Consider the following 23,583-nt stretch of genomic DNA (forward strand, 5'->3'; position numbering starts at 1 on the left):
GAACCGACCACCCTCCAACTACTGGCCGGGGCTCACACCTGCCGGTTCTTCCTCGGTGGTCTCGCCTGCCCCTGGTACCTGTGGCGTGGTTGTCGTCGGCCGGGACATGCCCGGAATCGGGATCGTGATGCCCGGCAGAACCTCGACCTGCGTCGTCGTCACCACGGGCGGCGGAGTGGTTTCCGTCGTCGTCGGTGCGGTGGTCGGCGGCGCCGACGTCTTGGGCGGTGCGGGAGCCGTGTACTCCGGAACACCACCGGCTTGACCGTTGATCTTGCCCGGCGTCGGGAACTTCTCGTTGTCGGTGCCCTCGAGGGCGCCGTCCATCGTGTCCTTCCAGATGTCCGAAGGCAGACCTGAGCCGTAGATCATCGCGCCACCGGAATTGGTGATCGCTTCACCGTCGGGAGTTCCGACCCAGACCGCGGTCGAAAGCGACGGCGTGTAGCCGACCATCCACGCGTCCTTGTTGGCTCCGGTGTCACCGAGCTGCGCGGTACCTGTCTTCGACGCCGACAGACGTCCGCCGGCCAGGTTGTGACCGCGCGAGTACGCCGCGATCGGCTGCATCGCAGCCGTCACGTTGTCCGCCACGGCAGCGTCGATGCGGTCTTCACCGGCGGGCGCGCCGCGGTCCAGCAGCACGGTGCCGTCGGCCGCGACGACCTTCTGCACGAAGTGCGGTGCGTGATACGTACCGGACGCGGCGAGTGTCGCGTACGACGACGCCATGTCGAGCACGCGGGCCTGGTACTGGCCGAGCACGATGCCGTTGTTGGGGCCGGAACCGTCGGCCTCGGTGAGCGACGGGCCGACACCCGGGATGTCCTTCGGGATGCCTGCCTTGTGAGCGATGTCCGCGATTTCCTGCGGGCCGTTGCCGTCGAGGCTGAGCATCTGACGGTAGAAGCTGGTGTTCAGCGAACGCTTGAGCGCCTCTGCGATGGTGCAGGTGCCGCAGCTTTCACCTTCGACGTTGCCGATGGAGATGCCGTTGACGGTCAGCGGTGAGCTGTCGTACATCTGCGAGAGCGGGATTCCCTGATCCAGGGCGGCTGCGAGGCCGAACACCTTGAACGAGGAACCAGTCTGAAGTCCGGCATTCGCGAAGTCGTATCCCGCGCCGTCCTCACCGCCGTAGTACGCCTTGACGGCTCCGGTCTTCGGATCGACCGAGACAACTGCGGTACGCAGATTCTCCGGCTCACCCTCCATGTTGGAACGGGCTGCCTCGACCGCTGCGGCCTGAGCCTGCGGGTCGATGGTCGTGGTGATCTGCAAGCCCTCGGTGTTGAGCAACTGCTCGCTGATTCCAGCGTCGCCGATCTCCTTGAGCACCTGACGCTTGATCAGGCCTTCGGGTCCGGTCGAGCCCTGGCTGCTGTTGTCGACCTGGGCGAGCGGGATGTAGGCGGGGTACTGCATCGGCGTGCGCGCGGCCTGATCCAGCGTGCCGGCGGACACCATGCCGTCGAGCACGTAATCCCAACGGGACTTCGCGCCGGTCGGGTTGGTCTCGGGATCGAGGAGCGACGGAAGCTGGATCGACGACGCCAGGACGGCGCCTTCTTCGATGGACAGCTGGTCGACGGGCTTACCGAAGTAAGCCTTGGATGCTGCGCCGATGCCGTATGCGCCGCGACCGAAGTAAATGGTGTTCAGATACGCGGCGAGGATGTCGTCCTTGGACCACTCGTTGGCCATCTTCGAGGAGATGACGAGTTCCTTCATCTTTCGCGTCAGCGAACGCTCCGAGCCGACAAGCGCCTTCTTGACGTACTGCTGCGTGATGGTCGAGCCACCACCGGCGCTGTCGCGACCGAGGACGTTGTCTCGGGCCGCGCGTGCGAAACCGGAGATCGAGAAGCCCGGGTTCGAGTAGAAATCGCGGTCCTCTGCGGCCAGAACAGCGTTGCGAACGTGCGGCGGTACCTGATCGAGCGAGACCTCGACGCGGTTGCCATCTGGCGGGACGACAGTGCTGATCACCGTGGTGCCGTCGGCGGCAAAGACCGTCGCCACCTGATTGGTCTTGAGGTCACCGGGCTTGGGGACGTCCTGCACGATGTACGCCGCCATGAAGGCAAGGACGGGCAGAACAAGACCGAGCGCCACCAAGACGTAGGCCGAGCGGCGAACTGTGCGCCACTTGGACTTCTTCTTCACGGTGCTCTTTCTTCCCTTCGGGGGTTGTCCGTCGTTGCCACCGCCACCGGAGCCACCTGTCGGTGGCTTCGTCGGTGGAGGTCCGACCGGCGGGCGGGTGCCCGCGTTGCTACGGGTGGTCGCTGCTGCTGCCGCGACGCGCTGGGTCGGTTCGTTCGCCTGAGCGCCTACGGCGCGATCTCGAGGCGGCGGGCCGGCAGGTCGGCCTTGCGGCGGACGACCCTGAGGAGGGGGACCGGCGGGGCGGCCCTGAGGAGGCGGGCCCGAAGGTCGGGCTTGCGGCGGACGACCCTGGGGCGGGGGTCCCATCGGACGACCCTGAGGGGGCGGACCCTGAGGGGGCGGACCCATCGGAGGGCGTCCCTGCGGTGGTGGGCCCATGGGACGTCCCTGCGGCGGACGACCCTGAGGAGGTCCGGCGGGACGGTTGGGACCGACGGGACGGCCACCCGGGTTGTTGCCGCCCGGGTTGTTGTTGCTGGGGGAACTCACGAATCAAATCTCCAGTGGTCACGGACCGATCACGTGCAGACTTCGATCGGGCCCTTCTTCGGGTGTGGCGTTACTCGCTGGCGGTGCGCCGGCTTGGTGGGCGTGCTCGCCGCGGTCGCGGCGGCGCAGGTACTGCGCCGAGCACATAGGACTGCACCAAGTGGTTCCAACTGCAGGTACGGCACACCTCTACAACGTGCACCGTGAACTCCTCTGCTGTTTCCGCAAGCCGAGCGAGCTCGTCCGAGGTTCGGGCCGATCCCGAAACCTGACCGAGCTTGTCGCCGAACACCCAGGACACGAGCGTCAACTGTTCCTTGCGGCAAATGGGGCAGACGACGTCGCTGCCCCGGCCGTGGAACTTCGCGGCTCTGAGTAGGTACGGATCGGCGTCACACACCTGCTTGACGTCGGTCCGACCCGCAGACACTTCGGCCAGCACAGACCGACGCGCGAGCGCGTAGTCCACAACTTGCCGCTGTATCCGCACCTGACCAGCGTACGTGCGTCCGTGCCGCGACGGACGGTTCGGGAGGGTCACGATGAACACATTTCGGGGGCTGGGGGCATGGCGACCAGCCATTACGATCACTTCCTGTGAAGTCTTCTCGTTCTCCGATGACGCGCGCTCGTGATCTTGATCGCGTCGAAACGTGCAATGTGTTGGACGCCGCGTACGCCGAAGGGCAGTTGAGCGCGGAGGACTACTTCGACCGGACCGAGAAGGCGAAGTCCGCGAAGACCCTGCTCGCACTCGCACGCCTGGTCAACGATCTGCAGGTGCCGAAGATCGAGACCAAAACGGTGCCTCGGACGTCGACGGCACGAAAGGCCGTGTTCGTCGGTGCTGCTGCTCTGATCGTCGTCGGCGCGATCGCAGCAGTGGCGTGGAGTCGGTCACCGTTGACGCCCTCGGAAGACATCACAGCCAGTTATGCCAGCACTACTTCCCTCGCTCCGCCGTTGCCGACCACCACCCCGGTGCCGGAGCCGACCGTCGAACCGATCCTGATCGCACACATCGACACGTTGACGCCGGAAGGAATCGGCGCATTCATCGAGAGGTATCGAGAAGAGTTCGGTGACATGTTCGTAGACGACGCCAGCTTCCACGGCGACTACTCCTCAGTGAGCCGGGCGGTCCCCGATGCTCCCGCTCTCACCGAGTCCATCAGTTTTCGCGACGGCTTCGAGAGGGAAGTGACGTCCATTCCGCGGCGAACGGGCCAGCCGACCTTCGACCTCGGTTCCATCCAGATCGACAAGCTCGCGCCGTACATGGTGAACATCGGCGACTATGTCAATGTTTCGGACGCCGCGATCACCCACTTGATCGTGGACGCGAACTACGGCGTCCCGGAGATCGCGATCTATGCAGAGAACGGACTCGGCCACCAAGGACGCATCGAGGTCACGCCGTGGGGCGAGATCTCTCGTTCCTACCCGTACGGGAGCTAGGGTGAGCCGGTGAGTGGGTCCCCGACTACTACCTCTACGCGCACCCGTGCGCGCGACGTCGACCGTTCCGATACCTGCGCCGTTCTCGATACGGCTCTGTCCGACGGCCAGATCACGGTCGACGAGCACGCGAACCGGACGGCTGCGGCCATGACCGCGACCACGCTCGGACAGCTCGATCTGCTGGTCCGCGATCTGCAGAAAGCAACGCTGCGCAACGCCGTCGCCAAAGTTCGCCGTATCGACAAGATCTGGTACCTCGCAGCCGCATCGACTATCTTCGCCGGCCTGATCGGGTACCTCACCTTGTCCGCCGACCCTTCACCCCCACCGCCTCCACCGGCGGCAGCCGAAAACGTCGAACCGCTTGCCCCCATTGTGAGTTCGACGTTGAACACGGTCACCGCAAGCGGGATCGGGGAATTCATCACCAGATACAGCGCCAAGTACGGCACGACGATAATCGATTCCGCCAACTTCTACGACGGCTATGCAAGCGTCACTCGCGCCGCCGCTGTCTCGCCGAACCTGGAGGAAGACATCGACTTTCGAGGCGGTTTCACACCACGCGACAGCACGTCGACTCGAGCAGCCAGCACCGTCACCTTCGACCTCGCTGCCGTCGACATCGACAAACTCGCCGGATATCTGGCAGGAGTGTCCGCAAATCTCAACGTCCCCGACGCCGAGATCACACACATCAGCATGAGTTCGTCGAGCGACGATCCACGCGTCTCCATCTACGCCAGCAACAACCTCGGCGCGAGCGGCTCAATGGATTTGACCCCGGATGGCCGCCCGATCCGCTTGTCTCCCTTCACTCCTCGATAGGCCCCGGACATGCCGAACGATCTGACCAGGACCACCCGCGCTCGCAATGCCGATCGCGAGGCTACCTGCGCAGTGCTGGACTCCGCCTTCGCCGACGGACAACTCACGGCGACCGAGCACGACGAATTGACCGAACTCGCCGCGGTGGCAGTCACTCTCGGCGATCTCGAAGATTTGACGTCCGATCTGCAGACCGAAGCGTCTCTGCCTGTTCTCCGGAAAGAACCTTCGCTCGACACGCGTTTGATCGCCCTTGTGATCATCGCTCTGTCACTGGTCTCGGCTGTCGGTTTCGGAATCAAATACGCCGCGTCCGACGTCACGATCTTCTCGAGCCCCGAGCCACAGTTACACACCGTCGACGGCCTGGGGGCGATGTTCCATGCCATCGAAACGGAGTACGGCAGCGGACTGGTCGACGAGATGACCATCTATCCCACTTATGCACGCGTAACGCGCGCCGATCCTGCCGCGCCGCGCAAGAGCCTGGACAGCTACTACCGAGGCGACCTCGAGGACACGACTTCAGGAGGATCACGCGAACCCGACGTGACACAGATCGACGTCAGACAGCTCGATCCTCGCATCGTGATCGCCCTGCTCGACGGCGCCGGAACCACCACCTCCGTGCAAAATCCGACCACTCGGTACGTCTCTGTCGACAGCACCGAAAATGTTCCGACCATCCAGATTCACGTCGGCAACGACCTCGACGAGAGCGGGTACCTGACCGCTGCCCTCGATGGCGAAATCATGTCGATCTACCCGTTCACCCCCTGATCTAGCCGTGACACCTTGGTACACGTATCGGGCCGCAGTGTGGTTTTATATATCGGCGCGATATAGTTGGTTATCGCATCAAGCGGTTAGGTTCAACGACTCGGGAGGTTTGTCAGTTGCTCGAACTCGCAATCCTCGGGCTGCTCCTCGAGTCACCGATGCACGGATACGAGCTGCGTAAGCGGCTCACTGGTCTGCTCGGCGCATTCCGCGCGTTCTCGTACGGATCGCTGTACCCGGCACTGCGGCGCATGCAAGCCGACGGATTGATCTCAGAAGACGTCGACACTGCCACCGGCACGCTCAAGCGTCGGGCGCGTCGCGTCTACCAGCTCACTCCGGAAGGTCGGCAACGGTTCACCGAACTGGTCGCCGACACCGGGCCGCAGAACTACACCGACGACGGTTTCGGCGTTCACCTCGCCTTCTTCAGCCGCACCCCCGCAGAAGCGCGGATGCGGATCCTCGAAGGCAGGCGACGCCAGGTCGAGGAGCGCCGTGAGGGGCTCCGCGAGGCCGTCGGTCGGGCCAGCGGATCGCTGGACCGCTATACCCGTCAGCTCCATCAGCTCGGACTCGAATCGAGTGAACGCGAAGTGCGTTGGCTCAACGAATTGATCGCAGCCGAGCAATCGACAACAGGAACATCCCGGAAAGAAGGAGAACCCGACCATGGGTGAGAACAGCACCGCGGTGCGCGTAGCCATTGTGGGCGTGGGTAACTGCGCCTCGTCCCTGGTTCAGGGCGTCCACTACTACAAGGATGCCGACGAGACCCAGACGGTCCCCGGCCTCATGCACGTCAAGTTCGGTAAGTACCACGTCCGCGACGTGCAGTTCGTCGCTGCGTTCGACGTCGACGCCAAGAAGGTCGGCTTCGACCTCTCCGAGGCGATCCTCGCGAGCGAGAACAACACCATCAAGATCGCCGACGTCCCGCCCCTGGACGTTCCCGTTCAGCGTGGCCCGACCCTCGACGGCATCGGCAAGTACTACGCCGAGACCATCGAGCTGTCCGACGCCGAGCCCGTCGACGTCGTCAAGGCACTCAAGGACGCTCAGGTCGACGTCCTCGTCTCCTACCTGCCCGTCGGTTCCGACGACGCTGACAAGTTCTACGCACAGTGCGCGATCGACGCAGGCGTTGCATTCGTCAACGCTCTGCCCGTCTTCATCGCTTCCGACCCGGAGTGGGCTGCCAAGTTCAAGGACGCCGGCGTCCCGATCGTCGGCGACGACATCAAGAGCCAGGTCGGCGCCACCATCACACACCGCGTGATGGCGAAGCTGTTCGAAGACCGCGGCGTCGTGCTGGACCGCACCTACCAGCTCAACGTCGGTGGAAACATGGACTTCAAGAACATGCTCGAGCGTGATCGCCTGGAGTCCAAGAAGGTTTCCAAGACCCAGGCCGTGACGTCCAACCTGACCGGCGCACTTGCCGGCAAGGTTCACGACCGCAACGTCCACATCGGTCCCTCGGACTACGTGGAGTGGCTCGACGACCGCAAGTGGGCATACGTCCGCCTCGAAGGCCGCGCCTTCGGTGACGCTCCCCTGAACCTGGAGTACAAGCTCGAGGTCTGGGATTCGCCCAACTCTGCCGGCATCATCATCGACGCCGTCCGCGCAGCCAAGATCGCCAAGGACCGCGGCATCGGTGGACCGGTTTACCCGGCTTCCGCTTACCTGATGAAGTCCCCGCCGGTCCAGATGGCCGACGACAAGGCTCGCATCGAGCTCGAAGCGTTCATCATCGGCGCTGACGAAGCTTAATTCGACTCACACTGATTCGGGGTCTTGCGCCAATGGCGCAAGGCCCCGATTCTGTTATCCGCAGGGTGTTTCCGCATCCGCGCGGGTAATCACGCCTGCGGCTGCCGAATTGCCGTGCGGGTCCGGGTGCCGCTCAGCGTGGAATGATGGACATCAGAACCATCACACGGATCGAGGACCCCATGTCGATTACGTCGCTGCCAGTGCTCGATCTATCGCTTGCGCAGAACCCCGACACCGCCGAGCAGTTCCGCACTCAGCTCCGCGAGGCCACCCACGAGGTCGGATTCTTCTACCTGGTCGGCCACGGAATTCCCGACGAACTGCAGCGCCGCCTCCTCGCCGTCGCCCGCGAGTTCTTCGCGCTGCCGACTGCCGAGAAGCTCGCGATCGAGAACGTCCGCAGCCCGCACTTCCGTGGGTACACCCGGCTCGGCGGCGAACTGACCGAAGGCAAGCAGGACTGGCGCGAGCAGATCGACATCGGCGCCGAACAGCCCGCGGCCGAGCGCACCGACACCTCACCGGCCTGGGAGATTCTGCAGGGCCCCAACCAGTGGCCAGACGCCCTTCCCGAACTTCGCGACGTCATCACCGAGTGGAACGACACACTCACCTCGATCGCATTGAGCCTCTTACGCGAATGGGCGGTAGCCCTGGGCCAGGATGCGAACATCTTCGACGACGCGTTCGCTCACGATCCGTCGATCCTCATCAAGGTGGTGCGTTACCCGGGCCGCCCGAAAGGTGCCGGCTCCCAGGGCGTCGGCGGACACAAGGACGCGGGTGTGCTGACTCTGCTCTATGTCGAACCGGGCAAAGGCGGTCTGCAGGTCGAGCACGACGGCGACTGGATCGACGCGCCGCCGATCGACGGGGCGCTGGTGGTCAACATCGGCGAACTGCTCGAGGTCGCTACCGGCGGCTACTTGAAAGCGACTGTGCACCGGGTAGTTTCACCCGAGGGCGACGGTGAACGTATCTCGGTGCCGTTCTTCTTCAACCCGAACTACGCAGCGCAGATCCCGGAGTTCGACCTACCTCCCGAGCTGGCGGCGCGCGCCACCGGCGTCACCGTGAACGCGAACAACCCGATCCACGATTCCTACGGGGCGAATGCCCTCAAGAGTCGACTACGTGCGCACCCCGATGTCGCGGCCCGCTGGTGGCCGGACATCGTTGCGGCACAAAGCGCTACCTGATGCTGAACTACAGATCCATCGCGACTTTCCACGCCGTGTGCATCGCGCCCTCGATGTAGTCGACGTTCACCGCGTCACCGACCACATGTACGTCGGACACGACACCGATCAGAGAATCGGCCAGTGGCGCCTGCGCCGACACTCCCGACGCGACGACAACCATGTCGGCTGGAGCGGTCCGTGTCTTGTCACCGGAACGGAATTCGACGTGCTCCTTGGTGATTCGCTGCACCGTTGAATTGCGGTGAATGTCCACACCGACATGCTTGGCGTGGCGCACCGCCGTCCAGCGGCGCGGCATCGCCATCGGAATACCCAACTGCTGGCCTTCTTCGATCAGCGTCACATTGCGACCTCGCTCGGCCAGGAACTCCGCAAGCTCGAGTCCGACAAGCGAACCACCGATCACGACAACGTCTTTACCCATGGGCAGGAACTTGCGGGTCACAGCTCGGATCGCCGCGGGGCTCTTGGTGATACCGGACAGCTTGCCCAACTTGGCCATCGTCCGCAGGAACGGCGGTACCTGTGAGACGTCTCCCGCTCCGGTCATCAACGCGCGCAACGAATCACCGGTGTGCACGTGCGGCAAGTCGCCGCCCGGAACGCTAGGCCGCTCACGGACTGCACCGGTGGCCACGACTACGGCGTCGGGGTTCAGTGCCCGGATCGAAGCAACCGAGGCTTCGGTCTTCAGTCGAACATCGACACCGAGACGCTCGATTTCCACTTTCAACCAGCTGAGCAGACGCCCGTTGTCCGGGGTAGTGAGGCTCGAGAACCACAGGGTGCCACCGAGGCGATCGGACTTGTCCAACACCGTGACTCGGTGCCCACGTTCAGCGGCCACGCGGGCCGTCTCGAGACCACCGGGGCCCGCTCCGACCACAACAACGTGTTTCGGAGTGCTGGTCCGAACGAAGGGGAGAAGCGCTTCGTTGCCGAGCGCGGGATTGACAGCGCACAGCGGGGTCTCGTCCCAGAAGTTCTCCTGCACGCAGACGTAGCAATTGATGCAAGGCCGAACCCGCTCGGGTACACCGTCTTTGAGTTTGTTCACCAACTGTGGATCGGCCAGGAGCTGGCGGCCCATTGCGGCGAAGTCCGTGCGACCTTCCGCGATCATCTTCTCGCCGACCTCGGGGAGCATACGTCCGACGGTGATCACGGGGATCGATATCGCCTGCTTGATTCGCGTTGCATTGTCGGTGTAGTAGCCGACCTTGTCGGGCAGTGGTCCGTCGGTGAAGTTGGCAAAAGCATTCAGCGCGGTACCGGTGACATGAATGGCGTCAGCTCCGGCCTCTTCGAACATCTTCGCGGCCGCAGCAGCCTCGTCGACCGTCAGCCCGTCGGTTTCGCCGTACTCTTGACCGGCCAGACGCACGATGACGGCAAGCGCACCACCGACCTCCTCCTTGACCGCCCGAATGACCTCACAAGCGAGGCGAGCACGGTTCTCCATGGAACCTCCGTACTCGTCGCTGCGCTGATTCGTGTACCGACTCAGGAACGCTCCGAGGACGTAGTTGTGGGCACAGTGAATCTCGACGGCGTCGCCGCCCGCCGCCTTCACCCGTCCGGCAGCCTCGGCGAACATGCGAACCAGCCAATCAAGATCTTCCTTGGTTGCCTCGTGGTACGTAGCCCTCTTGCCCTCGTTGATGGCAGCCATCTTGCCCAGTTCTTCTGGCGTGCAATCGGCCATCGCGCTCATGTCACCCGGCGGCTTCGGCGTGGACGGGACCAACTGCGGTCGGCCGTCGAGGGTATCGATGCGCGCCACCTTGCCGTGGTGTGTCATCTGCACACAGAGCTTGCTGCCTGCGTCGTGGACTGCGTCGGCCAACGCCTTGAGACCGGGGATGAACCGGTCTTCCGAAAGCCCCGGTTCCTTGCGGCTGGTGCAGCCCAGCGGATACGCAACAGCGCAGCAACCGGTGATGATCAGACCCGTTCCACCAGCTGCACGCGCCACGAAGTGGTCGATGTCGCCCTTTTCGATTTCCCCGTCTTCACACAGGTTCATGTCCATCGCAGGGAGAACCACGCGATTGGGCACGGTCATCGGGCCGATGGTGCCTGGTGCGAGCAGGTGCGGAAAGGTCTGGCTTCGGATCGTCACGAGCAGACGCTAGAACTGGACCACGCCCATCCGTTGCCGCACTCCCGATCAACGAGACTTCACGCGCTGTGACGTGCGAGGCACTCGGCTATCACCTCGAGCGCATATTCGAGGTCCGCGGATTCCACTCGCCCGTAGCCGATGACCAATCCGCCGGGGTCTCCGTGCGTTCGGGTGGACTCGACCAGGGTGGGCACTTCGACGCCGTGCAGGAGCGCCTCGCGAGCGACGGTCGCTGCCAGATCCGCGTCGAGCATGAGCGTCGTGTGCATGCCGGCGCCGAGACCCCGCAGTTCACCGAACGATGACAGCGCTTCCTCGACCGCCCGATCACGCTCCCGGTATCTGCGCCGGGCGGTACGCACCGCTCGATCCCATTCGCCGTCACGGAGCAGGGACAGGAGTGCTTGCTGCAGCGGAACCGACGGGAAGTCGCCGATTCGCTTGCGGTGTACTGCTATGCGGTCGACCAGGTCGAGGGGAGCTACCAACCAGCCCAATCGAATTCCGGCGCCGAGCGTCTTGGCAACCGTTCCGAGATACACCACCCGATCAGGAGCCAGCTGGGCAAGCGCAGGCAAAGGCGCTACGTCGTAACGGAATTCGGAGTCGTAATCGTCCTCGAACAGGACGACGTCGCGGGCGCGTGCGAACTCGATCAACTGGTTGCGCCGACCTACCGGAAGCAGCCCTCCTGTCGGATACTGATGGGACGGTGTCACATACACACCGCGGACGCTCTCCGACGCCGTTTCGAGTTGGTCGACACAGAGACCATGAGCGTCGACGGGCACGTCGAGCAGCGACCATCCACAGGCTGTAGCGGCCGAGGACGCATACCGGTATCCGGGATCTTCCATCGCCAGAACAGCACCACGGGTACGCAGAGCCGACAGGGCGAGGCCGAGACCATGCGTGGCACCTGAGGTGATCAGGATTCTCTCGGGTTCAACCGACATTCCACGGGCTCTTGCCAGTAATTCCGATAGTGCCGAACGCAATTCGTAGTCACCCGCAGGATCGGGATCCTCGAAAGGTGGCGGTTTGGACCCGACGTCACGCCACGCCCGCCGCCACGCTGCCGATGCACGCGGTGGCGTCCACGGCACGCCCGGCCGGAGCTGCACCCTGGGTGACATCTTGTCGGCGGCCTTCTTCGGTGTAGTCGTGGGAGTGACCATGGGGGAGGGCGCCTCGGCAACGAAGGTGCCTGAGCCGTGCACAGCGACAAGCCAACCCTCGGCGATCAACTGCTCATACGCCCGTTCCACGACGCCCCGCGCCACCTCGAGCTCCGCCGCCAGCTTCCGGGAACTGGGTAACCTCAGACCCACTGCCGCCTTACCACTGCGGATATCAGCTCTGAGGTGGTCGGCAATCTGGACCGGGAGCGCCCGCCGATCTGTCCGGTCGAGGACGACGGCTACCGCCGAAGGCAGAAACATTCAGAACCCTCCCGGAAGTGGCAAATCGAAGTGGCCTATCGAAGTCTCCACTGATTGGACCATGACTTGAAGCCACTTTGCCACCAGCATTGTCTGCATGACAGATTCCGTTGTCTTTGCTGCCCCTGCTCCTGCCCCCACTGCACCTATTCCGCTGTCCCCGACAGCACGTACGACGCACAAGCGCGCCCGCCACCACGGCGTCGCAGAACGCGCGGCACTCGTCGACGTCTTGCAGTCCGCGAAGCTGTGCCACATGGGTGTGACCGTCGGCGGAGTTCCCATGGTGTTTCCCACCGCCTACGGGTTCGACCTCGACGGCCCCGACCGCGGCGGATCTATTTATGTTCACGGTTCAGTCGCTTCACGGAGTTTGGCTCCCGACAGCGAAATCTGCATCACCATCACGATCCTCGACGGGCTCGTGTTGGCTCGGTCGGGCTTCCACCACTCGATGAACTACCGCAGCGGCGTCATCATCGGATCACCTCGAGTCGTGACCGACGGCGACGAGCGCGTGAAGGCTTTGAATCTGATCATCGACCAGGTGGTTCCCGGACGTTCCCAACACCTTCGGGATCACACGCGCAAGGAAATGGCGGCAACCATCGTTCTTGCACTGCCGTTGTACGAGGCTTCCGTCAAGGCCCGCACCGGCGGCCCCGGCGACGATGCCGCCGACATTGGTGTCGAAACCGTTTGGGCTGGAGTAGTTCCCGCAGCTACGCACTTCGGTGAACCGATCCCGTCCGAGGATCTCGACTCAGGTGTCGCGCTGCCGGACCATATCTCGACGATGCTCTGACCGCACACGCCGTACACACCGGGGCATGGCTATGCCCCGGTGTGTACGTATTCAGTTGCGCCCGTTCAGGCTGCTGTAGGTGGGCTGTTCCCGCCGATCGGCTGTTGATACGGATCGATCGACATCGGTGGGTAGAACACCGATTTGCGATCCGGGCCGATCTCCACCCGCCACTCCGTGTGGTGCAGCGTCCGGTGGTGATGACCGCACAACAAGATCAGGTTGTCGAGATCCGTTGGGCCACCATCGTTCCAGTGAACAATATGATGGGCATCGCACCACCCCGATGGTGTCCCGCATCCCGGAAACGCACACCCACCATCACGAACCGCCAACGCCCGCCGCTGGGGTACCGTCGCGGTCCTTGCTTCTTTGCCGCAGTCGAGCGGAACACCGTTCTCGTCCAGGAGGATCCGGGTGACGGTGCAGTCGCACGCCAGCATCCGCGCGGTATCGATACTGATCGGGCCCACCCAATCCGCCCACGCGAAACCCAGTTCCTCGGTGGACGGCAAGAGGTCTTTCAACGCCTTGAGGTCTGTCATGTCTTTTGCGCTGGCGGTGACCGTGATGTGCGGTTTCACTCCGCCTTCGATCGGACCCAACCCCGCCCGCTCGTACCGCCGCAGTAGTTCGCAGAACCCGTCCGCGCGCCGCAGCGCCGGCGTACGGATGTCCTTGACGCCGTCCTTCTCCGGCGTCGGCGCAGACAGACTCGACAACAACGTGATCAGACGGGCCCCGTTCACAGCATCCAGATCACCCTTCACCGACACCCGCCCGTACAAACCCTTCGACGCGTAGAACTCGTTACGCTCCGAATCCTCACCCACCGGAACCCCGTCCTCACGCTTGCCGTACTGCTTCTCGATCCGCCGGATCGCCGCCCGCACCGCATCACAATCCGCGATGTTCTTCGACGCCAACCCCAACAGAATCCCGCGAGCCTTGTCCACATCCGCCAGGGTCATGTTCTTGGGCGGATGCTGACAAAACGACGCCACCTGACGGGCTTTCAACGCATCCACGTCACCACGATGAAACGCATCGCCCACAACGGGTTCGAGCATCAACAACCGCGCCAACCCGACCAGCAGACTGCACTCACCGATCTCCAGATTCGTCGAACCATGCAACCACTGCGCGATCGCCCGAAAACCCTTCCCACCGAGAACCTCCCGGGAAAACATCTCCACGATCAGCAACACCATCCGCGACTGCAACTCGTGCCGGACACGCACCAGATCCAGAACCTCACCCTTGAGGTCCTCGCCATCCAGTTGCCACGCATCCCGACCGCCCATGCTCAAAGTTTAATCGAACAAAGTTTCGAACACAAGGGATGGTAACCGAAACTAGATGCTAATCAACAACTTTCGCATTCCAGACGAAACGGGCAGGTTCTTGGGTCGCGGGAGTTGCCGCAACTCCGCCACCGATAAAGGGCCGGACAAGATCCAGCGGCAAGGGGAAGACAACGGTGGAGTTGTTCTCACTACCGATCTCGTGAAGCGTCTGTAGATAACGCAACTGCAGGGTGGTCGGATTGCGGCTGATCACCTCGGCCGCCTCGGCGAGCTTGGCCGAAGCCTGAAACTCGGCGTCGGCGTTGATGATCTTGGCTCGCCGCTCTCGTTCGGCCTCTGCTTGCCTGGCGATGGCGCGCTGCATGTTGGCCGGAATCTCGACGTCCTTGATCTCGACGGTCGTGACCTTGACTCCCCACGGCTCGGTCTGCTGATCGATTACCTTCTGCAAGTCCTCGTTGAGCCGTTCACGTTCGGAGAGCAGCGAGTCCAACTCAGCTTTACCGAGAATGGAGCGCAGTGTGGTCTGGGCGATCTGTGAGGTGGCGGCCAGAAAATCCTCGACCTCGACTATCGAACGGTCAGCGTCGACGACCCGAAAGTACGTGACGGCGGTGACCTTCACGGGGACGTTGTCGCGAGTGATCACTTCTTGGACCGGTATCTTCAGCGTAACGGTTCGCAGACTGACCCGCTCCATACGATCGATCGCCGGCACCAGAATCACCAGACCAGGACCCTTCAAGGTGATCAGTCGACCGAGGCGGAACACCACCGCGCGCTCGTACTCGCGCAGAACTCTCACCGACATGCCCACAAGGACTGCAATCAGCACGACAAACACGGACAACACGACAAGCACGGTGGTCATAGCGGCAGCTCCCACGGTTCACGACGGCGCACTTTCAGAGTCAGGCCTCGAACCTGCTCTACGACGACGGATTCGCCCACGGCGGGCACAGAATCGTCGTACCCGAATTCCATTCGAGCACGCCATAATCCGCCGTCGAGCTCGACCTGACCCTGCGCACCGGTCCAACTGCGAACGGTCGCGTCCGAGCCGACAAGAGATTCCGTCCCCGTACGCACGGGAGCGCGGCGCGCGGTAAGCGCTTTTCGACTCGCTACCGCCACCACGCCCAGGCCGACTACCGCGACCCCCGCCGTCACCGGGATCGCGATCAATTGCCCGATACCGTCGGACGTGAAGAGCATCCACACGCCGGCACCGATCATGAGTGCTCCAAGCGCACCGAGCACCCCCGCGGTTGGGGCATGCGCCTCGACCACGATCAACAGGACGCCCAGCAACAGGGCAACGACACCGATCGTCGTCATCACTCGTCTCCACGCTCGCGAGGACGCGGTCACGTCGCGTAGCCATTGTGCGATCGCGCCCTCGACTTCAACGGTAATCACGTTCGGCCGGATCTGCCACAAGCGCTTTCACATCACGTCAGAGAAGGACCTCACCGATCTGTCGTGCAGTCACCTTGGCAAGATCCGCGAGGAACGGAATCCGTTCGTCGATCATCAGCTCGACCGGACCACGAAGCCCGAGAGCGTAACGCACAGTGCCAGATCCATCGATTATCGGAATTCCGATCGTTCGGAAATCCGGGGTCAACTCCTCGTCGTTGAATCCGTATCCTCGCTCACGAGTCAGTTCCAGTTCCCGGCGGATACCGGCGACATCGGTGATCGCACGCTGAGTGGTCGCTTCACGTGGCAGCGCAGCCAGCTCGGAATCGTCGACATCGGACCAAGCCAGAAAGGCTTTCCCCAGTGCGCTCGCATGCAAGGGAAGGCGGACACCCTGCAGCACGTGCCCGTCGGCCTCGCGCCACCGACTGAATCCGAGCAACACCACCTCACTTCCGCTTCGCACTGCCAGGGAAGCGGATGCTCCTGTCGTCGCGGCCAATTGCTCCAAATAGGGCTCGGACAGATAGATCCGATGCTGCCGGTAGGAGACCTGTCCGTAAGCCGCCAGCGCCGCGCCGATGCGATACCGACTGGTTGCGTCGTCCTTCTCGAGAAATCCCGCGTCGACGAGCGACTGCAGCAATCGATGCGTGGTGCTGACCGCAAGCTCTTGTCGCCGCGCAACTTCCGAGACTCCCAGTTCTTCGCCACTGCGAAAACATGTGAGCATGGTCAGGGCACGGGTTACCGTCTGAACTCCCGCGCCGCGTGCGTCCGTCACGAACGATCCTTTCGCTGTGGCCTGATCGACCTGAGAATCGGACGCTAACACGGACCCAGCAGTCCGGCCATCCTTTCCATCAGATGGAAAGGAACCGAACGTGGAGCTACAAAAGCCCAGATGAACAGACTTCCGATGTTGTCAAGGTTTCCAATCTCCAGAAAACAAACGGGGGTAAAACGGACAGGCACCCAATAGCGTCATCGTCGTCAGTTCTGACGATTCAACGCCTGAAGGAGCCACATACATGTCCCGCTTCCGCCGACTGCCACGAGCTGCCGCTGCGCTCGCCATGATCCCGCTGGCCGGGTTGGCGGTGGCGTGTGGGTCTTCCGATTCCGACAGCGCCGCAGGCAATTCCAGCGCAGACTTCACGCTCAAGGTCTTCGATCCCGGAAACTCCGGTGCCATCGCCGTCGGCAAGCGTGACGGAACCTACGACGAGGCGCTGGCACCGCTGGGCGCAAAGATCGAATGGGTCAAGACCACACCGGGATTCAGCTCCAACCTCAAACTCTTCAACAGCGGTGAACTCGACATCCAAACCGGCGCATACAGTCCCGTCGTCGGCGCACTGTCCAAGGACGTGGGTGTCCGCATCTTCGCCACGTCCGACCCGTACAACAAGGACCAGGCCGGCATCATCGCCACTCCGGAGTCCGGCATCAAGACCGTCACAGATCTGGCCGGCAAGCGCATTGCCGTCAACCCTGCAGGCAAGGGCGAGTACATCACGCTCAAGGCCCTGACGCAGGCCGGAGTGCCGATCGATTCCGTCGAACGTGTTCCGCTGCAACAGGCTGACGCGGCGTCGGCGTTCTCCACCGGGCAGGTCGACGCCTGGGCATCGTTCCTGATTCCGTATCAGGAGGCCAAGGCCAAGGGCGCGGTCGAGATCGCAACCGAGGCGAGCATCGACTCAGTGGACAGCACCATCATTGCCGGCCGCACCGTAGTACTCGAAGAGCATCCCGAAGTGGTCCAGAAGTTCCTCGAGGTCACCCAGGAACTCACCGCGAAGCAGCAGGCCGACCCGGCAGCATTCGAGAACGTCTTCGAACAGACCGGTCCGCGCGCACTCTCCGGACAGCGACTCGACGACGCGATCACCCTGGGCGGCCAGATCACCAACTTCCGCTACCCGACTGCAGCCGACGCTACCGACCTCGAATCGATCTCCACGTTGTTCGCCGACAACAAGGTGATCCAGCAGCCGATCAAAGGCAGTGACGTGATCTTCGACCTCCAGGGTGCTGTGGCAGGTTCGGCAGCGGCAGCACCCACCACTGAGGGGAAGTGACCCGATGGTGACGCTGACCCGGCCCGCACGAACTGCGTCGCCGTCAGTGGAGCATCCGCAACTCGAAACGCCCCGCTACCGCCGCAATCGCAGCAGGCCCAAGTGGGTCTCGATCCCACTCCGCTTCCTCGTGCCCGCGCTGCTGGTTGCCGGATGGTGGATCGGATCCGCTACCGGACTGATCCGCGAAGAGATCCTGGCCGGACCTCCGGCGGTATGGACGGCATTCGCCGAGCTGTACCAGTCGGGTCAGTTGGTCGACTTCGGTCTCGCGTCGCTTCAACGTGCCGCACTCGGTGTTTCGGTCGGTGTGATCGTCGGATTGGTGCTCGGGGTTCTGTCCGGTCTCTCCTCGCTCGGCGAAGAACTGATCGACTCGACCATGCAGATCAACCGCGCGGTTCCGTTCCTCGCGCTCGTTCCGTTGTTCATCGCCTGGTTCGGTATCGACGAAACCTTCAAGGTAGTCCTGATCGCCGTCGCGACCGTCGCCCCCATGTACGCGTACACCTACCTGGGAGTGCGCGGAGTCGATCGCAAGATGGTGGAAGCGGCACAAGGTTTCGGCCTGACGGGTTGGCGACTGGTGTTCGGAGCAATTCTTCCGACCGCCCTCCCCGGTGTTCTGATGGGGCTTCGAATCTGCCTGTCGCTCAGCATCACCGGATTGATCGCCGCCGAGCAGGTCGGCACACGTGAGGGCATCGGATATCTGGTCACCCTGGCGCAGGAATACAACCGCACCGACTACATGGTTCTGTGCATCGTCATGTACGCGGCACTGGGACTCATCTTCGACGCAATCGTCAGACTGATCGAGCGGTACTCCATGCCGTGGCGGAGATTGTCGGTGGCGCGATGACGAATACAACCATCGGTTCGCTGCCATCCACCGAAGCACCTCTGCCGCCGTTGGCAGCCCGTGAGCGGACCGGCACCACCGCGGCCGAGCGACGTGCCGGATCACCGGTAGCGGTCTCGCTCACCGGAGTGCGTAAGTCGTTCGGTGACAAGACTGTTCTAGGTGGTATCGACCTCGAGATCACGCGCGGCGAGTTCGTCGTTCTCCTCGGCCCCAGCGGCACCGGCAAGACGACCCTGTTGCGAGTGCTCTCCGGTTTGGAAGCACCGGACAGCGGCGAGGTGCTGGTTCCGCGCGACCGCACGGTTGTCTACCAGGAACCGCGATTGATCCCGTCGAAGCGAGTTCTGGCCAATGTCACAGTCGGACAGAAACGGTCACGTCAGGTGACCGACAATGCACGCAACGCACTCGCCGAGGTCAACCTCGCGGACAAGCACCGCGCCTGGCCGGCCACCCTCTCCGGCGGCGAGGCCCAACGCGTCGCATTGGCTCGTGCTCTGGTTCGCGAACCTGAACTATTACTGCTCGACGAACCGTTCGCAGCCCTCGACGCTTTGACCAGGCTCCAAATGCAAGACTTGGTAGGCGATCTGGTCGCCCGCCACCGTCCGGCAGTACTGCTCGTCACGCACGACGTCGACGAAGCCGTACGACTTGCCGACCGTGTGCTCATCCTCGACAAGGGCGGGTTTGCCGTGGATGTCGACATCGACCTGCCACGCCCCCGCGATCGGAACGATCCCGAATCTCTGCGCTACCGAGCGAGTTTCCTGAAGGAACTCGGCGTCGGTCGCACCTTCCCCGACGGACAGGACAGTCATGACATTGATCGCTGATTCCGCAATCGACACACTCTGGTACACCCGCTGCCCCGTTCCCACCGCCAGCGGCCTCGCCAACAGTCTCGGTTGGCTCGACCGGACGGCAAACGAATCCGGAGTGCGTTTCGGCGTACTGCAAGATGCCGGACCGGAATTGGCAGTGCGCCATTTCGATCACCACCTCTCCGGACTCATTCGCGAAGGCGGCAACGTCCCCGCACTGGCCGCGCGTGCCAGTGGTTCTCCGACGAGGCTCATCGGGCTCACCTGGATCGACGAGGCCCAGGCAATCCTGGTGCGCGGAGACTCCGACATCCGAGAAGCCGGTCTTCTGGCAGGCGCTCGGATCGGCATCCCGGCCTGGGCGGCAGATCAGGCCAGGAGCTTCCCCCGTGCCATGGCCCTGCACGGCTTCGCCTCCGCACTTCGACTCGGCGAGTTGAGTTTTGCCGACGTCACTCTCGTCGAGGTTGCGACGACGGCGGCCCCCGAGGTCCGCACCGCCTCGTCCACCCGCAACACGACGTGGGGCGTCGAATCCCTGCTACGCGGCGACGTCGACGCAATCTACGTCAAGGGTGCCCGCGCCCAGGAAGTTGCCCGCGAACATGGCCTCGCCGTTGCCGTCGATCTCGATTCCACTGCATCGCTACGTGATCGCGTCAACAACGGCACCCCACGACCGATCACGGTTCACGCCGACCTACTCGAACAACGCCCGGACATCGTCGTGGGTTTCCTCGCCGAGAGCCTGAGAGCGGCGGACTGGGCCGCAGCCAACATCGACGAGGTCCGAGCCGTTCTGCAGACCGAAACACAGTCGGGGCCCGAAGGTGTGGTGGCAGCGTACGGCGAGAACTTCCACACCGGACTGCATCTGAGCCTGTCTGACGAGCGTGTGGACCTGCTCGGGGTGCAGAAGCAATTCCTGTATGCGCACGGCTTCCTTGCCGCCGACTTCGACCTGCAGTCCTGGGTGGCGCACGAACCACTGGAACAGGCACGCAACCTTGTTGCGCAGAAGGGCACAGCAGAATGACGGACGTCTACTGGGAGCTGCCCTCTCGCGGTGACGGACGCCGGGCGGTGGCCGCACTGAACAGTCGCGGTGGCTTCGGGCCGCAGCGACCGACTACCGTTGCGACCGATGTTCGTCCCGGAAACTTCGGGCCCTTCGACGAATTGGCACAGATCGTTCTCGCAGCCGAACTATCGGGCGTCGACGGCGTTGTCGCACCGTACGATCCGAATGGCGAAGAATCCTGGATCGTTGCTGCCGCCGCCCTACGTCAGACGCGTCATTCGCGAGTGGTCGTGGAGTTTCACCCCACTTTCGGCACCCCCGTCTACGCCGCCAAAATGTCGGCGACACTTCAGCGCCTGTCGGCAGGTCGTCTCGAATGGCGAGTGAAGGTAGAGACGGACCCCGAAGACGCCGCTGCTCGCGGCGACGTGGTTCGAGGAGCCGACCGCTACGCGCGCGCCGCGGAGTTCCTGACCGTCGCCCGCGGTGTGTGGAACGAGGAACAGATTCTCCCCGGCGGATTCGGCGGCACGGGTTACGACTTCGACGGCGAATACTACGACGTACTCGGCGGCGGATTCCGAGGCATCTTGTCGGGACTCCGTTTTCCCCGAGTACATCTGACCGGGGACTCACCGGAAGCTCTGGAACTCTCGGCCCACCATGCCGGTGTCCATCAGTTCACCCTTGCCGGCGACGAGTTGTCGACACGGATCACCACCCTCGACGACCGAGCATCCGAACTCGGCAGGACCGTCGAGAAGGTCCTGCGCATCCCGATCATCGCGAGGGAAACAGCGGACGAAGCCTGGGCTCGCGTCGAACGGCAACTGAGAGAAGCCGATTCCGCTGCACTCGAGATCGATCGGGGCGGCATCCTGTGGTCCGGATTCGACCGCATCGGCTACGAGCACAGTATCGGCCTCGTCGGAAGCTACGAGGAGGTGGCCCAACGATTGTCGTCGTATCGCGATATCGGCGTCGACGGTTTCGTCCTGTCCGGTCGGCCACACATCGAAGAGCTGCACCGGGCGGGCGAGCATCTCCTGCACCTGGTCGATCCCGAGGGTCGGATCCGCAAGGAAGAGAAGGCCACCACAGAAGAGAAGGCCACCGCATGAGCATCGATTTCTATTGGCGGATCGGGATGGAAGGCGACCACGCGTCGCTGCGTACTCCGCGTCGCTACAACCGCGGCGATGCCGGTGGATACGGGCCGGGCAACATTGCTCCCGCGATCCGCGGCGGCGAATTGGACGGATACAGCTACATCGACCACATGGCCGCGGTGGCAAAGGCTTCCGAGTCCGCAGGGTTCCTCGGTGGACTTCTGCCGTCTTTCCCGATGACCGAGGATCCGTGGGCGACCGCAGCAGCGTTGGCCGCCGAGACCACCACCTACCGTTTCATGGTCGCGTTCCAACCGGGGTTCCTTCACCCGGTACAGGCAGCGCGGATGTCGGCCAGTCTGCAGCGAGCAACCGGCGGACGTCTGGTTTACAACATCATCAGTGGTGGAGGTGGAGCGCCTCAGCTGTGGTGGGGCGACAAAGTCGACCACGACGATCGCTACACCAGGACGTCCGAGTTCCTCGATGTCCTCAAAGGTGTGTGGGCCGGTGAACCTTTCGACTTCGACGGTCGCTTCTTCCAAACCCACGGCGCTGCACTGCCACCCGGACTTGCCGGCCAACCGTTTCCCGAGGTGTACTTCTCCGGATCTTCGGCCGCAGCCGTCGCCGCCGCCGGACTGCACTCCGATTACTACCTTTCCTGGCTGGAACCGTACGCCGATCTGAGAGCCAAGATCGACGGCGTGCGGGAGAACTCGGCCAAGCTGGGACGCACCCCGAAGTTCGCCGTACGCATCGACGTCGTTGCCCGGCACACCGAGGAAGCCGCGTGGGCCGAGATCGAGAAAGGCTGGGCCTTCGTCGACAAGGGGGCCGCCGACCGTGCAGCCCAGGGCGATTCGGTGGGCGCCGCCCGCATCAAAGGCTGGGTACCCGAACACATCACCGGCTACCGAGATCTGGAAGTGCAACCCAACGTGTGGTGCGGCTTCAGCCTCATCCGCGGCGGACCGGCGTTCGGGCTGGTCGGCAGCTACGAGCAGGTCGCCGAAAGACTCGACGAGCTGCGCGAACTGGGCGTCGACGCCTTCATCCTCGCCGGTAACCCGCATCTCGAAGAGGCATACCGCGTCGGCGAAGAAGTTCTTCCCCTCCTGCAGCGCACCCCGATCACACCTTCTGGACTGGAGACTCGATGACCACCACCGAAACTCGACTCGACACCGAAACCGCAGCATTCGTCGAAGAAGCTCGCAAAGCAGCAGACAAGGCATTCGACGTCTTCCGCAAGACCGGAACGGTTGCAGCCAACGGGACCGTCAACTTCGTCGAACGAGTACCCGGCACCGAAATCGCGGTCGCCCTGAACGATCCGGGACCGTGGGCGAACGATCCGTCGGTGTCACCGGTTGTCGCCACCTTCGATGGAGAGGTGCTGTCCGGCAACGGATCGGCCGGATTTGTCACCGGCTACGCATCGGTCTTCCGTCAGCATCCGGAAATCACCAGCGTTGTCCACATCCACACACCGTGGCTCGGCGGTTGGGCACAGACACATCGGACGCTACCCATCCGCTATGCGGCTTCGCAGAGGCTGACGCTCTCCCGAGAGATTCCGCCGCACATCGATCGGTCCCGTTCTGCAGGCGATTTCATTCTCGAGCGTCTCGAACACGATCCCGATCTGGTGGCGATCTTCGAAGCCAACGGCGGGGTCAACGTCATCGGCCGCAGCGGGTTGCTCGACCTCGCGAAGTTCGTCGTCCTCCTCGAGGAAGGCGCCCAGTTCCAGGCGATCGCCGAATCCCTCGGCGGTTCGGTTGAATTCGATCCATCCAACCTCGTCGTGCAGTGGGGCCGTAGCGGACTCGCCGACGAGGCGCGTCGACGCGGCCTCATCTAGCCAC

Annotated in this window: 22 protein-coding genes; 14 read left to right on the top strand and 8 right to left on the bottom strand. The window is 63.3% G+C overall.

Annotated features, from left to right (window positions below; translation table 11 throughout):
• Positions 1-18: 18 nt before the first annotated feature.
• Both M1L53_RS02580 and M1L53_RS02585 read right to left on the bottom strand, forming a co-directional pair.
• Positions 19-2,166: a transglycosylase domain-containing protein gene (locus M1L53_RS02580; protein ID WP_054188364.1), complete on the bottom strand. Its 2,148-nt coding sequence runs from the start codon at positions 2,164-2,166 to the stop codon at positions 19-21.
• 562 nt (positions 2,167-2,728) lie between these two features.
• Complete coding sequence (locus tag M1L53_RS02585; RefSeq protein WP_042448217.1) at positions 2,729-3,148, bottom strand: DUF5318 family protein; 420 nt, start codon at positions 3,146-3,148, stop codon at positions 2,729-2,731.
• A gap of 128 nt (positions 3,149-3,276) precedes the next feature.
• Here M1L53_RS02585 and M1L53_RS02590 point away from each other — a divergent pair, with 128 nt between their 5' ends.
• From M1L53_RS02590 to M1L53_RS02615, 6 genes are all read left to right on the top strand, one after another.
• The gene (locus tag M1L53_RS02590) at positions 3,277-4,116 is read left to right on the top strand and encodes a DUF1707 domain-containing protein (RefSeq protein ID WP_007735521.1); all 840 of its coding nucleotides are present in this window, start codon (positions 3,277-3,279) and stop codon (positions 4,114-4,116) included.
• Between the two features lie 9 nt (positions 4,117-4,125).
• The gene (locus M1L53_RS02595) at positions 4,126-4,947 is read left to right on the top strand and encodes a DUF1707 domain-containing protein (RefSeq protein WP_050656990.1); all 822 of its coding nucleotides are present in this window, start codon (positions 4,126-4,128) and stop codon (positions 4,945-4,947) included.
• Positions 4,948-4,956: 9 nt separating this feature from the next.
• The gene (locus tag M1L53_RS02600; protein WP_054188366.1) at positions 4,957-5,727 is read left to right on the top strand and encodes a DUF1707 domain-containing protein; all 771 of its coding nucleotides are present in this window, start codon (positions 4,957-4,959) and stop codon (positions 5,725-5,727) included.
• A 116-nt stretch (positions 5,728-5,843) separates the two neighbouring features.
• Positions 5,844-6,407 carry a PadR family transcriptional regulator gene (locus M1L53_RS02605; RefSeq protein ID WP_003946014.1) on the top strand — a complete coding sequence of 188 codons (564 nt, stop codon included), beginning with the start codon at positions 5,844-5,846 and terminating at the stop codon, positions 6,405-6,407.
• The gene (locus M1L53_RS02610) at positions 6,400-7,503 is read left to right on the top strand and encodes an inositol-3-phosphate synthase (RefSeq protein WP_003945979.1); all 1,104 of its coding nucleotides are present in this window, start codon (positions 6,400-6,402) and stop codon (positions 7,501-7,503) included. The genes M1L53_RS02605 and M1L53_RS02610 overlap by 8 nt, the downstream gene beginning before the upstream one ends.
• A 143-nt stretch (positions 7,504-7,646) precedes the next feature.
• Positions 7,647-8,705 carry an isopenicillin N synthase family oxygenase gene (locus M1L53_RS02615; RefSeq protein WP_232319087.1) on the top strand — a complete coding sequence of 353 codons (1,059 nt, stop codon included), beginning with the start codon at positions 7,647-7,649 and terminating at the stop codon, positions 8,703-8,705.
• A 7-nt stretch (positions 8,706-8,712) separates the two neighbouring features.
• On the opposite strand, the gene M1L53_RS02620 is transcribed toward M1L53_RS02615, so the two are convergent.
• Complete coding sequence (locus M1L53_RS02620) at positions 8,713-10,830, bottom strand: FAD-dependent oxidoreductase (protein ID WP_030537119.1); 2,118 nt, start codon at positions 10,828-10,830, stop codon at positions 8,713-8,715.
• A gap of 59 nt (positions 10,831-10,889) precedes the next feature.
• Positions 10,890-12,275, bottom strand: coding sequence for a PLP-dependent aminotransferase family protein (locus M1L53_RS02625; RefSeq protein WP_050656988.1), 1,386 nt, complete (start codon positions 12,273-12,275; stop codon positions 10,890-10,892).
• 97 nt (positions 12,276-12,372) lie between these two features.
• On the opposite strand from M1L53_RS02625, the gene M1L53_RS02630 reads away from it, so the two are divergent.
• Positions 12,373-13,080, top strand: a complete 708-nt coding sequence (locus M1L53_RS02630; RefSeq protein ID WP_054188367.1) for a pyridoxamine 5'-phosphate oxidase family protein — start codon at positions 12,373-12,375, stop codon at positions 13,078-13,080.
• Between the two features lie 65 nt (positions 13,081-13,145).
• Here M1L53_RS02630 and M1L53_RS02635 read toward each other — a convergent pair whose 3' ends face one another.
• From M1L53_RS02635 to M1L53_RS02650, 4 genes are all read right to left on the bottom strand, one after another.
• A complete protein-coding gene (locus tag M1L53_RS02635; RefSeq protein ID WP_142006269.1) occupies positions 13,146-14,384 on the bottom strand; it encodes an HNH endonuclease signature motif containing protein in 1,239 nt (412 codons plus the stop codon).
• A gap of 58 nt (positions 14,385-14,442) precedes the next feature.
• The gene (locus M1L53_RS02640) at positions 14,443-15,258 is read right to left on the bottom strand and encodes a slipin family protein (protein ID WP_050656912.1); all 816 of its coding nucleotides are present in this window, start codon (positions 15,256-15,258) and stop codon (positions 14,443-14,445) included.
• Positions 15,255-15,725 carry an NfeD family protein gene (locus tag M1L53_RS02645; protein WP_007735511.1) on the bottom strand — a complete coding sequence of 157 codons (471 nt, stop codon included), beginning with the start codon at positions 15,723-15,725 and terminating at the stop codon, positions 15,255-15,257. The genes M1L53_RS02640 and M1L53_RS02645 overlap by 4 nt, the downstream gene beginning before the upstream one ends.
• Positions 15,726-15,843: 118 nt before the next feature.
• Entirely contained in the window at positions 15,844-16,593 is a 750-nt protein-coding gene (locus M1L53_RS02650; protein WP_030537941.1) for an IclR family transcriptional regulator, read from the bottom strand.
• A gap of 247 nt (positions 16,594-16,840) precedes the next feature.
• Here M1L53_RS02650 and M1L53_RS02655 point away from each other — a divergent pair, with 247 nt between their 5' ends.
• Genes M1L53_RS02655 through M1L53_RS02685 form a run of 7 tightly spaced genes read left to right on the top strand, consistent with a single transcriptional unit; the run spans position 16,841 to position 23,579 of the window.
• Positions 16,841-17,893, top strand: a complete 1,053-nt coding sequence (locus M1L53_RS02655) for an NrtA/SsuA/CpmA family ABC transporter substrate-binding protein (RefSeq protein ID WP_054187223.1) — start codon at positions 16,841-16,843, stop codon at positions 17,891-17,893.
• Between the two features lie 4 nt (positions 17,894-17,897).
• Positions 17,898-18,755, top strand: coding sequence for an ABC transporter permease (locus M1L53_RS02660; protein ID WP_003946011.1), 858 nt, complete (start codon positions 17,898-17,900; stop codon positions 18,753-18,755).
• Entirely contained in the window at positions 18,752-19,594 is an 843-nt protein-coding gene (locus M1L53_RS02665) for an ABC transporter ATP-binding protein (RefSeq protein WP_007735504.1), read from the top strand. Before M1L53_RS02660 ends, M1L53_RS02665 begins: the two co-directional genes overlap by 4 nt.
• Positions 19,578-20,618 carry an ABC transporter substrate-binding protein gene (locus M1L53_RS02670; protein WP_007735503.1) on the top strand — a complete coding sequence of 347 codons (1,041 nt, stop codon included), beginning with the start codon at positions 19,578-19,580 and terminating at the stop codon, positions 20,616-20,618. The genes M1L53_RS02665 and M1L53_RS02670 overlap by 17 nt, the downstream gene beginning before the upstream one ends.
• On the top strand, positions 20,615-21,724 hold the full coding sequence (locus M1L53_RS02675; protein WP_054187224.1) for an LLM class flavin-dependent oxidoreductase: 1,110 nt from the start codon (positions 20,615-20,617) through the stop codon (positions 21,722-21,724). Before M1L53_RS02670 ends, M1L53_RS02675 begins: the two co-directional genes overlap by 4 nt.
• Entirely contained in the window at positions 21,721-22,875 is a 1,155-nt protein-coding gene (locus M1L53_RS02680; protein WP_050656906.1) for an LLM class flavin-dependent oxidoreductase, read from the top strand. Before M1L53_RS02675 ends, M1L53_RS02680 begins: the two co-directional genes overlap by 4 nt.
• Complete coding sequence (locus tag M1L53_RS02685) at positions 22,872-23,579, top strand: class II aldolase/adducin family protein (protein WP_054187225.1); 708 nt, start codon at positions 22,872-22,874, stop codon at positions 23,577-23,579. The genes M1L53_RS02680 and M1L53_RS02685 overlap by 4 nt, the downstream gene beginning before the upstream one ends.
• Positions 23,580-23,583 lie beyond the last annotated feature (4 nt).

This window comes from Rhodococcus sp. T9N (assembly GCF_024436645.1).
GTDB lineage: Bacteria > Actinomycetota > Actinomycetes > Mycobacteriales > Mycobacteriaceae > Rhodococcus_F > Rhodococcus_F qingshengii.

Bases quoted from the DNA above. Each gene is read 5' to 3' on its own strand.
- M1L53_RS02645 (WP_007735511.1), bottom strand. From the start codon at position 15,725: ATGACGACGATCGGTGTCGTTGCCCTGTTGCTGGGCGTCCTGTTGATC.
- M1L53_RS02640 (WP_050656912.1), bottom strand. From the start codon at position 15,258: ATGACCACCGTGCTTGTCGTGTTGTCCGTGTTTGTCGTGCTGATTGCA.
- M1L53_RS02635 (WP_142006269.1), bottom strand. From the start codon at position 14,384: ATGGGCGGTCGGGATGCGTGGCAACTGGATGGCGAGGACCTCAAGGGT.
- M1L53_RS02655 (WP_054187223.1), top strand. From the start codon at position 16,841: ATGTCCCGCTTCCGCCGACTGCCACGAGCTGCCGCTGCGCTCGCCATG.
- M1L53_RS02625 (WP_050656988.1), bottom strand. From the start codon at position 12,275: ATGTTTCTGCCTTCGGCGGTAGCCGTCGTCCTCGACCGGACAGATCGG.
- M1L53_RS02685 (WP_054187225.1), top strand. From the start codon at position 22,872: ATGACCACCACCGAAACTCGACTCGACACCGAAACCGCAGCATTCGTC.
- M1L53_RS02660 (WP_003946011.1), top strand. From the start codon at position 17,898: ATGGTGACGCTGACCCGGCCCGCACGAACTGCGTCGCCGTCAGTGGAG.
- M1L53_RS02610 (WP_003945979.1), top strand. From the start codon at position 6,400: ATGGGTGAGAACAGCACCGCGGTGCGCGTAGCCATTGTGGGCGTGGGT.
- M1L53_RS02590 (WP_007735521.1), top strand. From the start codon at position 3,277: ATGACGCGCGCTCGTGATCTTGATCGCGTCGAAACGTGCAATGTGTTG.
- M1L53_RS02615 (WP_232319087.1), top strand. From the start codon at position 7,647: ATGATGGACATCAGAACCATCACACGGATCGAGGACCCCATGTCGATT.
- M1L53_RS02675 (WP_054187224.1), top strand. From the start codon at position 20,615: ATGACGGACGTCTACTGGGAGCTGCCCTCTCGCGGTGACGGACGCCGG.
- M1L53_RS02665 (WP_007735504.1), top strand. From the start codon at position 18,752: ATGACGAATACAACCATCGGTTCGCTGCCATCCACCGAAGCACCTCTG.
- M1L53_RS02600 (WP_054188366.1), top strand. From the start codon at position 4,957: ATGCCGAACGATCTGACCAGGACCACCCGCGCTCGCAATGCCGATCGC.
- M1L53_RS02680 (WP_050656906.1), top strand. From the start codon at position 21,721: ATGAGCATCGATTTCTATTGGCGGATCGGGATGGAAGGCGACCACGCG.
- M1L53_RS02630 (WP_054188367.1), top strand. From the start codon at position 12,373: ATGACAGATTCCGTTGTCTTTGCTGCCCCTGCTCCTGCCCCCACTGCA.
- M1L53_RS02670 (WP_007735503.1), top strand. From the start codon at position 19,578: ATGACATTGATCGCTGATTCCGCAATCGACACACTCTGGTACACCCGC.